This window comes from Bradyrhizobium sp. NAS96.2, assembly GCF_001908235.1.
In the GTDB taxonomy this organism is placed as follows: Bacteria; Pseudomonadota; Alphaproteobacteria; order Rhizobiales; family Xanthobacteraceae; genus Bradyrhizobium.
Genome location: NZ_LGHK01000302.1, coordinates 1 through 11,800 on the forward strand (window position 1 = coordinate 1; position 11,800 = coordinate 11,800).

Sequence of the window (11,800 nt, forward strand, 5' to 3'; positions counted from 1 at the left end):
CTGGCCGTCTCGGGCGCGCGCGATGATGCCGTCGACGATCGCGCCCAGACGGCTCTTGTCGGGGGCGGCGAGATAGCTGGCCGCGAGCTCATCGACATATTGCGGGCCGTAGTCGGCCAGCACCTTGGCAAGCTGGGCGAGATCGGGATCGCTCTCCACCAGCCGGCGCCAGGTCTGCCGGTCGTAGGGCGCATCCGCCTTGTCCGGCCAGGCCACCCGGCGAGGCTGACGCTGCAGCCCGTTGTCCTGGCCGGTGACCGGGTCGACGGTCGGCGGCTGCAGCCCGGGGCTGAGGCGCGGAGGGGTAAATCCTGCGGCGCCCGCCGGCACAGCATGGTCCGCCGGGCGGCGTCGGCGTTCGGCGACCTGCAGCGAGATCAGGCCGACGCCCATCAGCAGGAAGCCGAGCGCGGCCCACGAAATCGTGGCGCACAGCAGCCCGCCGATCAGCAGCAATACCCAGCCAGTCAGTCGCACGATTTGCCTTTCCCATGCCCGGATCGGACGTCCCGACGCGGGCCTAGCAGACAAGATGGGCTATCTTATGCCGACTTTCGGAAAAACGGCTAGCCGGGGCGTTTTCGAGCGAAGTGGGCACCGGTTCGCGTGAAGAAAACGCCTCAAGACAAGAGTCCAGAGCTTCGATTCTGATTCAATCAGAATCGAAGCTCTAGCCGCCCGCCGTCAACACCTTAACGCCGCCGAACGCGGTGACCTGGCCGCGGCGCAGCATCACGATCTGGGTGGCGAGCTGGCGCAGCTCGGCCGCGTCGTGGCTGACATAGACCATCGGGACGCCGGCCTCGTCGCGCAGCCGGACCAGATAGGGCAGGATCTCGAGCTTGCGGCTTTCGTCGAGCGCGCCCAGCGGCTCGTCGAGCAGCAGCAGCCGCGGCTTGGACAGCAGCGCCCGGCCGAGCGCGACGCGCTGGCGCTCGCCGCCCGAGAGCTTGCCGGGGCGGCGGTCGAGCAGGGCGCCGATGTCGAGCAAATCGACGACGCGCTTGTGCTGCGCGGGGTCTTCAGTGAGGCCGTTCATGCGGCGGCCGTAGTCGAGGTTCTGCCTGATATCGAGATGCGGAAACAGCCGCGCGTCCTGGAAGACGTAACCGATGCGGCGGCGCCAGGTCGGCACATGGATGCCGGCCGCGGTATCGTCGACCGTCTCGCCGTCGATCACGATGGACCCGCGATCCGGACGCAGCAGCCCCGCGATGGTGTTGATCAGCGAGGTCTTGCCGGAGCCGGATGCCCCGAACAGGCCGGTGACGCGGCCCTCGCTGGTGAACGATGCTGTGAGCGAGAAATCTCCGAGCTGCTTGGTGATGTCGACGCGCAGCATCGCTATTGCCCGTGCAGGCGCGCCGTGGCGCGGCGTGCGAACACTTCGGCCGCGACCAGTGCGCCGACCGCGAGCACGACCGAGATGATCACGAGCCGAACTGCGGCGGCGTCGCCGTCCGGCGTCTGGATCAGCGAATAGATCGCCGATGAAATGGTCTGGGTCTCGCCGGGGATGTTGGAGACGAAGGTGATGGTCGCGCCGAATTCGCCGATCGCCTTGGCGAAGCCGAGTACCATGCCGGCCAGCACGCCGGGCAGCGCCAGCGGCAGCGTCACCGTCGCGAACACCCGCCAGGGCGCGGCGCCGAGCGTCTCGGCGGCCTGTTCGAGGCGGCGGTCGACCGCTTCAATCGACAGACGGATCGGCCGCACCAGCAATGGAAACGACATCACGCCGCAGGCGAGCGCGGCGCCGGTCCAGCGGAATGCGAACACGATGCCGAGGTGATCGGCCAGCCAGCCGCCGACCAGTCCACGCTTGCCGAAGGTCAAAAGCAGCAGATAGCCGGTGACGACGGGCGGCAGTACCAGCGGCAGATGCACGGCGGCATCGAGCAGCGACTTGCCCCAGAAATCGCGCCGCGCCAGCAGCCAGGCGAGCGCGATCCCGAACGGGGTCGCCACCAGCGTTGCGACGACGGCGACCCGCAGCGACAGCAGGATCGCCGTCCATTCGGTCGGCGAGATCTCGAACACTAGTGTCTGTTCCCGAAGTTCGTATGCAAGTGCGGCTCCTCAGTTACGAACTTCGGGAACAGACTCTAGTAAGAGTCAATAGGCCAGTGCCGCTGATCGATTTGACGTTCCTCACGGTGCTTGCGGCAATCACTGGAGGAACGTCAAATCGGCGGCGCCGGGCTTACGTCGTCGGGCTGATCAGGAACTTGAAGCCGTATTTCTCGAGGATCGTCTTCGCCACGGACGAGCGCAGGAAGGCGAGATAGTCCGCGGTCTCGGGCTTCGCGGTCGTGGTCGCGGCAACCGGATAGATGATGGCCGGATGGGTGTCGGCCGGGAAGGTGCCGACGATCTTGACGCCCGGCTCGACCTTGGCGTCGGTCGAATAGACGATGCCGAGCACGGCTTCGCCGCGTGCCACCAGCGTCAGCGCCGCGCGCACGCTCTCGGCCATCGCGAATTTCGGCTCCGCCGCCTGCCAGGCGCCGAGCTTCTCGAGCGCGGCCTTGGCGTATTTGCCGACCGGCACCGCCTTGACGTCGCCGGTTGCGATCTTGCCGTCACCGGCGAGCTTGGCGAGATCGAAGCCGGGTCCGATGTTGACATTGTCGATCTTGGAATCCTTCGGCGCGATCAGCACGATCGAGTTGCCGAGCAGGTTCACCCGCGTCGGCTCATTGATGTTCTTCTGCTTGATCGCATAGTCCATCCAGTCGGTATCGGCGGAGACGAACACGTCGGCCGGCGCGCCCTGCTCGATCTGTCTTGCCAATGCCGAGCTCGCGGCATAGCCGGCGTTGATCTTGACGCCGGTCTTGGCGGTGTAGGCCGCATCGATCTCGTCCAGCGCGTTCTTCATCGAGGCGGCGGCAAACACGGTGAGCGTCTTGTCCTCGGCTCGCGCCGGCGAATGGATCGCGCCGAGCAGGATGATGAAGGCGGTGAAAAGTCCGGCAAGCCTTGAAATTGAAAGTCGTGACATCGAAAGCGCTCCGTGCGTGTTCGCGCGCGAACGGCACGCGCAAATCAGGCGTTGAGTGAGGTCTGGCCGCGACGGACGGAAGCGCTGTTCCGGGGGGCCCCGAAGGACTTACGGTCCTCAGGGATATCGCACTGCAAACATAGCAGGCTGGGACTTACGGTAAAGGCGACCCTTTGTCTAACGGGCCGTCCTATTCGGAGGGCTGGATCGCGATCGACAGCGAATTTTCCCTGACGCCGGTCACTTGCAGCACGAAAGGGCTGGCGGCGAGGTCAAATTTCATGGTCTTGCGGATGCCGTCGCAATCGGTCGCGCCGCTGAATGCCTTCGGCTTCAGGAAATGCCCGTCCTGCACCACATCGACCCAGGCGCCGGCCGACAGGCTGACCGTATAGAGCCCGGCCTTCGGCGCGGCCTTGACGCTGGTGAAGCCGGCGAAGGTGCCGTCCTTCGGCGCGCGCTCCGGCGGCGACGGCAATTTGGCCTCGCTTGGGGCCACCAGCGCCAGCGTGATGGCGGTCGACGGCAGGGCCGCCTGCTCGCTCCCCGAAGCAAGCTTGGCGCGATCCGGCGCGGTGAGCGCGGCGCGGGCGCGGTCGATCGACCATTTGAACTTGTCGCAGCCGCTCGGCTCCTCCGCCGCGAAAGCGGGAGCCGAGACGAGCAGGAGCGATGCGGCGAGGAGCGATGTGCGCATGTCTGGTCCAATGCAATTGTGACGGATGAAATAGATCAGCGGCCCCGATCCATCGCTCGATCGCGCTTACGGCGCGACGACGCGCGATCATAACGTACTTCCAGCCGGCCGGCATAGCCGCCTGACGAAGATGCTGTTGCTTGGGCCTCTTGTTTGAGCATGATCTCCGCGCAAACGCGTTCCGCGTTTGTCGCGAGGGAAAACCGCTTCGCACTTTTCCGGATCATGCTTACGGCTTGGCGTCGGCTGCGTTCAGCACCGTCTTGCAGGCCGCCGGCATCTGCGCCAGCGTCATCGGCGGGCGCGGTTTCGGCGGCTTCGGCGGCGGCTTTGGATGCAGCACCGAATCCTTGAACCAGAAGGCGAGGTCGGACGGCTTGCAGCCCTCGCCTTCCGCTTGCTGCTTCTGCCCCTCGCATGCGGGGCTTCCCGACGGGCATCGCATGCGGATGTGGAAGTGGTAGTCGTGGCCCCACCACGGCCGGATCTTCGACAGCCAGCCGCGGTCGCCCTTGGCCTCGCGGCACAGCGCCTTCTTGATCGCCGGATTGACGAAGATGCGCTGCACCGCCGGCTCCCGCGCCGCATCGCGAAGCACGAGCACATGGCTTGGCGTGAACACGTGCGGATCGATATCGAGCCGGTCGTCACGCACCATCATGACCGCCGACATCTCCTCGCGATCCTCGCGCGACAATTTGCGATCGGGCATTGGCGTCAGCCAGACGTCGGCGTCGAGCCCGATCTGGTGGCTGGCGTGACCGGACAGCGCGGGGCCGCCGCGCGGCTGGCCGATATCGCCGACCAGGATACCGGGCCAGCCGGCGTCCTTGTGCGCGTTGGCCGCCAGCCGCTTCAGCAGCGCGACCATCTTGGGATGGCCCCAGTAACGGTTGCGCGACAGGCGCATCACCTGCCAGGTGTCGCCGTTGAGCGGCATCTGCGCGGCGCCGGCGAGGCAGCCCTTGGTGTAGCCGCCGATCGATTGGGTCGGCATCGCTGCCGGCAGCACCTTGCGCGCGAACAGCTGCTTCGCCCCGATCGTTGGATCGTTAGGGTTAGCGAGGGGCGGCAATGGCTGCGGATTGAGCGAGCCCTTGTCCTGCGCCCGCGCGGAGATGGTGCAGGCGATGAGGGCGGAGATCAGGAGCGGGATCAGACGCAGGCGGGGTGTCATTCGGATCACTCTGTCCAGGCAACGCTAGCATGGATTCGCGCCGGACGAACCGCGCTCTCATCCCATTTGCTTGATCGCCCACAGGGCGGATCAAGATTACCCGCGTCGCCCCGTTCCGGATGTGAGCCACGCCACTTTACAAGCGCGCGGCGGCCGACATGATGCGCGCAATAATTTTCAGGGCAGGCATTTTTATGACAAGCGTATCTTGCGTGCGGCTGGCAGTTGCCGCCGCCATTGCCGCGTCGACACTGACGCTCTCGCCGGCGCGAGCCGACATCGTCGTTCACATCGACAAATCATCGCAGCGCATGGCGGTCAGCGTCGACGGCGCGACGCGCTACAACCGGCCGGTATCGACCGGACGGCGCGGCTATGGCACGCGCGAACGGCGTGTTCCATCCGCAGCTGTTGGCACGTCGCTGGTACTCGCGGGAATACTACAACTCGCCGATGCCATACGCGATCTTCTTCCACGGCGGTTTCGCCATCCACGGCACCTATGAGCTCACCCGTCTCGGCGGACCGGCCTCGCATGGTTGCGTGCGCCTGCATCCCTCGCACGCAGCGCAGCTCCTTGGGCTGGTCGAGCGCAACGGCCGCGGCGGCACGCGGATCGAGATCACCAACTAGCCGCGCAAGACGGCGTGAGGCCGGTCGCGCCTTTACCTCGCGATAACCCTGTCACACGCTGGCAAACATTGATGCGCTTGCAGCGTTTTCGGCGCATTCATTGTGCAGGCAGGCGCAGGTTTACCCTTCCTTCACCACGCTCCGGCGCCGCCGCGCTGCAAATCTGCGCTACGGGCCGCTTGCGCACCACCGGCCGCTCGCGTGCGGCCTGAACGCGCCTGCAAAGCAGGCAATGCCCGGACGTCTCATACAGCGCAGCTCTTCGCCAAGAGATACCAATTTTTCAGAGACTTATCGCAGAAATGTCGCCGAACTGGAATGCGCGTGGGGCGTGCGAGTGCGATGATGCGGCCAAAGAAAATCAAGAAACCAAATCAGGTCAGAGCGAGCCGTCCTCGGGGCCGCCGGCCCAAGGCGATGCCGAAAATGTCCGGCACCTCGCGCCGCTCCGCCGTCGAGATCGGCGAACTGGTGCGCCAGCGCGCGCAGGCCGAGGCCGCGATTGCCGAGGCGCGCAAGTCGAACGCGCGGCTGCGCGAGGCGATCGACATCCTGCCGCAAGGTATCGTGTTCCTCGACCACGAAGGCCGTTACACGCTCTGGAACAGGAAATACTCCGAAATCTACAAGCGCAGCTCCGATCTGTTCGAACACGGTGCGCGGCTGGAAGACACCATCCGCATCGGCGTCGCGCGCGGCGACTATCCCGAGGCGGCCGGCCGTGAAGAGGAGTGGATCGCCGAGCGGCTCAGGAAGATGTACCAGCCGGGCGAGCGGCACGAGCAGGTATTGGCCGATGGCCGCGTTGTCCTGATCGAGGAGCGATTGACCTCGGATGGCGGCATCGTCGGCCTGCGCGTCGACATCACCGAATTGAAGCAGCGCGAGGCCTCGTTTCGCCTGCTGTTCGACGGCAATCCGGTGCCGATGATCCTGTGCGCGCTCGACGGCGAACGGATCCTCGCGGTCAACGACGCCGCGATCGCGCATTATGGTTATGTGCGTGCCGAATTCGAGAGGATGACGATCAGGAGCCTGCAGGCGTTCGATGCCGAGTTGCCCTGGGCCGCCGGCCGCAGCAGCGACGAGCAGGCGGCGCGGACCTGGAAACATGTCCGCGCGGACGGCACGTTGATCGACCTTGCGATCTACTCGCGCCAGCTGATGCATGGCGACCAGCCGGCGATGCTGCTCGCGCTGATGGACATCACCGAGCGCAAGCGCGCCGAGGCGCGGCTCGCCTTCATGGCCCAGCACGACAGCCTGACCGGCCTGCCGAACCGCAATCTGCTGCGCCAGCAGATGGAGGACATGCTGCAGCACACCCGCCGCTCCACCGACAAGGTCGCGGTGCTGATGCTGGGGCTCGACAATTTCAAGGCGGTCAACGACACGCTCGGCCATGGCATCGGCGACAAGCTGTTGCGCGCCGTCGCCAAGCGCCTGCGCTCGACGCTGCGCGAGGAGGATGCGCTGGCCCGCCTCAACTCCGACGAGTTCACCATCGTGCAGAGCGGCGTGATGCGCCCAGAGGACGCGGTGCTGCTGGCACGGCGGATCCTGGATGCGATCGGCGAGCCCTATCTGCTCGAAGGACATTCGGTGGTGATCGGCGCCAGCATCGGGATTGCGATGTCGCCCGGCGACGGCGAGGATTCCGAAAAGCTCCTGAAGAGCGCCGACATGGCGTTGTCGCGCGCCAAGAGCGAATTCCGCGGCACCTTCTCGTTCTTCGAGGCCGAGATGGATGCGCGCGCGCAAAGCCGGCGCAAGATCGAGATCGATCTGCGCGATGCGATCCAGAACGAAGGATTGCAGCCCTATTACCAGCCGCTGGTCGATCTTGCGAGCGGGCGCATCACCGGCTTCGAGGCGCTGGTGCGCTGGCCGCATCCGGAGCGCGGCATGATCTCGCCCGGCGAGTTCATCCCGGTGGCCGAGGAGACCGGCCTGATCAACCCGCTGGGTTCATTGATGCTGCATCGTGCCTGCATGGACGCGGCGCAATGGCCCGACGACGTGCGCGTCGCCGTCAATCTGTCGCCGCTGCAATTCCGTACCGGAAATTTGCTGGCGCTGGTCACCGACGCGCTGCGGCAATCCGGCCTGCCGGCGCGGCGGCTCGAGCTCGAGATCACCGAGACGCTGCTGCTCGAGAAGAGCAGCCAGGTGCTGGCGACGCTGCATGCGCTGCGCGCGCTCGGGGTGCGGATGTCGATGGACGATTTCGGCACCGGCTATTCGAGCCTGAGCTATCTGCGCAGCTTCCCGTTCGACAAGATCAAGATCGACCAGTCGTTCGTGCGCGATCTCGGTGCCAACCCGGACGCGCAGGCGATCGTGCGGTCGATCGTCAGCCTCGGCGTCGGGCTCGGCGTCACCATCACCGCCGAGGGCGTCGAGACCGAGGCGGAGCTGAGCTGCCTGCGCGCCGAGGGCTGCCATGAGGGCCAGGGCTTTCTGTTCAGCCGCGCCCGCCCGAATGCCGAGGTCGTCAGCCTGCTGAAAGCGCAGCGCGTCGCGACCGCGCTGGTGGCGTAGAAAAGCTGTCTCCACCTCGTCATTGCGAGGAGCGAAGCGACGAAGCAATCCATCTATCCGCGCACCTGGCGAGATGGATTGCTTCGCTTCGCTCGCAATGACAGTTCGTAGGGTGCGCAAAGCGTCAGCGGCCCACCACCACGAGCAGTGCGCGAAAGGTGGGCACGTCGCTGCGCTCCCTTGCCCACCCTACGAAGTCTGCGACGCCTTCTTGTTCAAATGATAGGTCAGCGCCAACGCAACACAATGGCGCAGCGCGGCCTCGGGCAGCTTGCTACCGACATCGAGCAAAATCGCGCGGTTGCCGCTGTAGCTGAGCTCGGGATAGAGCTCGCGGAAGGTCTCGACCAGATTGGTCTGGCAGTGGAAGTAGACCGCGACCTGGTCAGCGGCCGGCTTCACCTGATCGATCCGCACCGTGCTGCCGCTGCCGGTCTCCGCCGTCACGTAACTCGGCTGGCCCCATTTCGACGTCTCTTGCAGCGCGCCGACGCCCTTGGTCGTCTTCGCGGTCTTGAAGATCAGCCGCCGCAGCGCCAATAGCTTCGCCCTGACTGGGGCAGGGTAGGCGTCGAACAGCGCATCTGCCGCTTTTGCTTGCGGTCGTCGTACCGCCTTGCTGATCGATGTTGCCGGCTTGCGCATGGGTAGGCTCCGCGATGACGTCTGGCGCCTATCTACCACAGCGCCTTGAGCGTCATATAGACCGCCGCCGGTCAGGCGGCGTTGCGCAGTCCGGCGAGGAATGTATCGACGCTGTGCGACAGCGCGGAGGCGTGATCGCCGAGCTGGCCTGATGTATCCAGCACATTGCCGGTCAGTGCGCGGGATTGGCCGGCCGCCTCGCTCGCGCCTGCGATATTGGCGGAGACCTCGACGGTCCCGGAGGAGGCCTGCTGCACGCTGCGGGCGATCTCCCGCGTTGCCGAGTCCTGCTGCTCGACCGCGGCCGCGATCGCGGTGGCGATGCCCGAGATCTCGCGGATGGTGCCGCTGATGTCGCCGATCGCACTGACGCAATTGCCGGTCGCCGACTGGATCGCTCCGACCTGGCCGGCGATCTCGTCGGTCGCCTTGGCGGTCTGGCTCGCGAGTTCCTTGACCTCGGCAGCGACCACCGCGAAGCCGCGGCCGGCTTCGCCGGCGCGCGCGGCCTCGATGGTGGCGTTGAGCGCCAGCAGATTGGTCTGGCTGGCGATCGCGCTGATCAGGCGCAGCACGTCGCCGATCTTCTCCGCTGACGCGGCGAGGCTCGTCACCATCTCGGTGGTCTCCATCGCCTTGGCCACGGCGTTGTCGGCGACGCGGCTGGAATGGGTGACCTGACGGCCGATCTCGGTGATCGAGGACGCCAGCTGCTCGGTCGCGGCCGCGACCGCATTGACGCTGGCCGACGCCTCCTCGGACGCGGCGGCAGCCGCCGCGGTCCGTTCGGAGGTGCCGTTGACGCTGGTGGTGATCTCGCCTGCGACGCGCTGCATGGCGCTCGACGAGCGTGCGACGGCGGCGACCATGCCCTTGACGTCGGCTTCGAAGCGGTCGGCCATCTGCCGCTGCAGCGCCTGCTTGTCGGCCGCAGCCTTCACCTTGTCGGCTTCCTGTGCATCGCGCAGCGAGGAGGTCTCGATCATGCTCCGGCGGAACACGTCGACCGCCTTCGCCATCGTGCCGAGCTCGTCGCGGCGCTCGCTGCCGGGGATCGTGACGCTGGTGTCGCCGCTGGACAGCCGGTTCATGACCGCGGTGATCGCGGCCAGCGGCCGTGACAGGCCGCGGCCGAGCAGGAATGCGAGCAGCACCGCCGCGGCCAGGATCGCGACCGTGCCAAGGATCAGGTTGCGCTGCGCGCTCGCCGCGGCCGCTTCATAGTCGCTGGTGTCCTTGACGATCTCGAGCACCGCGACCGGCTCGCCGGCATAGTTCTTGATCTGGCCGAGATAGAGCTCGACCGCATGGCCGTCGAGAACAGCGTCGCGCAGCACGGCGGCACCGCTCATCACGCTCTTGAGTTCGTCCTGGGTCGCGACCACGGTGTCGCCGAAGGTCGAAGACAGCCGCTTGAAGCTCTTGCCGTCGAATGAATGCACCGCGAGGTCGATGCCGAAGCGCTTCTTGGCGCGGTCGACGAATTCCTTGCCGAAGGCGACGCCGATATCGACATTGGCGAGCGTCTTGCCGTCATGCATGACCGGGGTCATGCCGAAGATCGAAAGTGCTTCGCGGGCGGGCTCGACGCCGACGATCGGCTTGCCGGCCTTGATCGATTCCACCACGGTGATGCGCCGTGTGGAGGCGTCGTCGCCGAAGATTTTCGGCGTGTGGATCCGGTAGAAGCTCGTCGCCGGAGCCTGCCAGAACGAGATCAGCGGGATGCCCTGCGCCTTGATCGCCGCCCAGGGCGCGCCGAGCAGCTTGCCGAGGCCGTCGCGGTCGCCTTTGGCGATCGCCTCTTCGACCGGCGGCAAGGCGGCGATGACGGCGGAGACCGCCAGCGCAGTGCGGCCTTCATAGTCGATGGCTGCAACCACGCTGTCATACTGCAGCTTGAGCTGCTGATCGAGCGCGAGCCGGGTCAGTGCGCGCTGCTGGCTGATGGAGAAGCCGCCGAGGATCGCGCAGGCGACCGCGACGGTCAGGGAAATCGCCAGGATCAGGCGGGCGGCAATCGATCGAAGCGTGAACATAGTACCAGCGTAACTCCAGGCATTAGCGCCGTCCGGAACGTCTCAGAAAAAGCTTAACAACCAGATGTTGCGCCGCCGGAATTCATGCCGTGACCGGTGTCGCCGGTGCCTACTTTCGTACCATGGGGTAAGTCGGGATGAGGTTTGGTTGCATCAGTCGGACGGCAGACTCGTGGCCCGATGTCCGCTTCCGGAGAATAAGCGGACATCGCGGCTCCATTTCGAACTGCGGGTTTCGATAAAGTTTAGAGTCGAACGGCCAGGATGTTTTAGTAGGTTTGCCGCATAAGGGAGGCGTGCGAAAAGCGCGCGAGGCGCATGTGAGTTTCATAAGGTCGACGGTCCCTGTCACGGTCTTGTTTGCAAGCATCGGCTTTCTTTGCTTTGGCGTGATCGACATGCTTGGAGGGAGGCTCTTCAGGCAGTTTGTCGCCGATCCTCGACCCGCCACCTTTCTCTCTGCACTGCTGGGCGCGGCAATAGGCTATGGCATTGGCTGGTTTGTGGTCAGAAAGTTTGGTCTCCCGCACAGCGCGACCCCCTATGATGTGGATGCCGCCGCCGACCGAGCGAAGCAGGGCCAACAGTAAGGTCGGTCTGAGCACTGCTCGGCGTTATTGGACCGGAGCGGATACTTGGTGCCGCAGCTCGGCAGATTTTCTTAGGGATTGCCGAACATCCCAAATGGCTGAGCCTGAGCGGTGTTGAGAGGCTGAGGAATGCGAAACACAACAGTGGCCGCGCTCGTGTACGAGCTTCTGTTCGAGGTTTATCGGAAGATGGATCTCGACCGAAGGGAAGGGTGGCTCCGGTCCTTTCCTGATGAAAACGGCACGCCACGTGAGGCCTTCTTCCATGAATTTATGACTTGTTGGGAGTGGCCCAGCGGTACGCTTGAGGAAGTTGGTATTCTAAAAGCTCTCCAACCAAGTCCGCGCCGATGGGGGCCGAATTTTTACCCCGTGATTAATTTGGACGAGTGCGCGGCGGCCGACTTCTTAAGATTCGAGACTTTCGACAACTATTGCGTTGCGATGTTCTCATTCGACGAGTTGCAAAGTCAT

General features: G+C 65.2%; 12 protein-coding genes and 1 pseudogene. 4 read left to right on the forward strand and 9 right to left on the reverse strand.

The genetic code is table 11. From position 1 onward, the window contains the following. From AC628_RS40265 to AC628_RS44565, 7 genes are all read right to left on the reverse strand, one after another. A partial coding sequence (locus AC628_RS40265; protein WP_143202072.1) for an MFS transporter occupies positions 1-477 on the reverse strand: 477 nt, incomplete at its 3' end. A gap of 193 nt (positions 478-670) precedes the next feature. Further along, positions 671-1,342 carry a molybdenum ABC transporter ATP-binding protein gene (gene modC, locus AC628_RS40270; RefSeq protein ID WP_074132296.1) on the reverse strand — a complete coding sequence of 224 codons (672 nt, stop codon included), beginning with the start codon at positions 1,340-1,342 and terminating at the stop codon, positions 671-673. Between the two features lie 2 nt (positions 1,343-1,344). Then, positions 1,345-2,040: a molybdate ABC transporter permease subunit gene (gene modB / locus AC628_RS40275; RefSeq protein ID WP_074132298.1), complete on the reverse strand. Its 696-nt coding sequence runs from the start codon at positions 2,038-2,040 to the stop codon at positions 1,345-1,347. A gap of 163 nt (positions 2,041-2,203) precedes the next feature. Continuing rightward, entirely contained in the window at positions 2,204-2,989 is a 786-nt protein-coding gene (gene modA, locus AC628_RS40280) for a molybdate ABC transporter substrate-binding protein (RefSeq protein WP_074132313.1), read from the reverse strand. 205 nt (positions 2,990-3,194) lie between these two features. After that, a complete protein-coding gene (locus tag AC628_RS40285) occupies positions 3,195-3,701 on the reverse strand; it encodes a hypothetical protein (RefSeq protein WP_074132301.1) in 507 nt (168 codons plus the stop codon). A gap of 229 nt (positions 3,702-3,930) precedes the next feature. Next, complete coding sequence (gene mepA / locus AC628_RS40290) at positions 3,931-4,878, reverse strand: penicillin-insensitive murein endopeptidase (protein ID WP_074132303.1); 948 nt, start codon at positions 4,876-4,878, stop codon at positions 3,931-3,933. 136 nt (positions 4,879-5,014) lie between these two features. Beyond that, a complete protein-coding gene (locus tag AC628_RS44565; protein WP_168193543.1) occupies positions 5,015-5,158 on the reverse strand; it encodes a hypothetical protein in 144 nt (47 codons plus the stop codon). Positions 5,159-5,253: 95 nt separating this feature from the next. Here AC628_RS44565 and AC628_RS40295 point away from each other — a divergent pair, with 95 nt between their 5' ends. Continuing rightward, on the forward strand, positions 5,254-5,511 hold the full coding sequence (locus AC628_RS40295) for a L,D-transpeptidase (RefSeq protein WP_143202074.1): 258 nt from the start codon (positions 5,254-5,256) through the stop codon (positions 5,509-5,511). Positions 5,512-5,937: 426 nt separating this feature from the next. Next, positions 5,938-8,052, forward strand: coding sequence for a putative bifunctional diguanylate cyclase/phosphodiesterase (locus AC628_RS40300; RefSeq protein WP_074132306.1), 2,115 nt, complete (start codon positions 5,938-5,940; stop codon positions 8,050-8,052). Between the two features lie 189 nt (positions 8,053-8,241). On the opposite strand, the gene AC628_RS40305 is transcribed toward AC628_RS40300, so the two are convergent. Then, positions 8,242-8,697, reverse strand: a complete 456-nt coding sequence (locus AC628_RS40305) for a DUF1801 domain-containing protein (protein WP_083633309.1) — start codon at positions 8,695-8,697, stop codon at positions 8,242-8,244. Positions 8,698-8,768: 71 nt separating this feature from the next. Further along, positions 8,769-10,736, reverse strand: a complete 1,968-nt coding sequence (locus tag AC628_RS40310; RefSeq protein ID WP_074132308.1) for a methyl-accepting chemotaxis protein — start codon at positions 10,734-10,736, stop codon at positions 8,769-8,771. Between the two features lie 296 nt (positions 10,737-11,032). Here AC628_RS40310 and AC628_RS40315 point away from each other — a divergent pair, with 296 nt between their 5' ends. Both AC628_RS40315 and AC628_RS44970 read left to right on the forward strand, forming a co-directional pair. Then, entirely contained in the window at positions 11,033-11,326 is a 294-nt protein-coding gene (locus AC628_RS40315; protein ID WP_074132310.1) for a hypothetical protein, read from the forward strand. Positions 11,327-11,470: 144 nt separating this feature from the next. Beyond that, a pseudogene (locus tag AC628_RS44970) lies at positions 11,471-11,800 on the forward strand (hypothetical protein); the annotation flags it as partial.

What these genes read in the sequence shown, in the direction of transcription:
- modC (WP_074132296.1), bottom strand. Translation starts at nt 1,342, where the DNA reads ATGCTGCGCGTCGACATCACCAAGCAGCTCGGAGATTTCTCGCTCACA.
- AC628_RS40285 (WP_074132301.1), bottom strand. Translation starts at nt 3,701, where the DNA reads ATGCGCACATCGCTCCTCGCCGCATCGCTCCTGCTCGTCTCGGCTCCC.
- mepA (WP_074132303.1), bottom strand. Translation starts at nt 4,878, where the DNA reads ATGACACCCCGCCTGCGTCTGATCCCGCTCCTGATCTCCGCCCTCATC.
- AC628_RS44565 (WP_168193543.1), bottom strand. Translation starts at nt 5,158, where the DNA reads ATGTCGGCTCGCGCCGGCGAGAGCGTCAGTGTCGACGCGGCAATGGCG.
- AC628_RS40295 (WP_143202074.1), top strand. Translation starts at nt 5,254, where the DNA reads ATGGCACGCGCGAACGGCGTGTTCCATCCGCAGCTGTTGGCACGTCGC.
- AC628_RS40300 (WP_074132306.1), top strand. Translation starts at nt 5,938, where the DNA reads ATGTCCGGCACCTCGCGCCGCTCCGCCGTCGAGATCGGCGAACTGGTG.
- AC628_RS40305 (WP_083633309.1), bottom strand. Translation starts at nt 8,697, where the DNA reads ATGCGCAAGCCGGCAACATCGATCAGCAAGGCGGTACGACGACCGCAA.
- AC628_RS40310 (WP_074132308.1), bottom strand. Translation starts at nt 10,736, where the DNA reads ATGTTCACGCTTCGATCGATTGCCGCCCGCCTGATCCTGGCGATTTCC.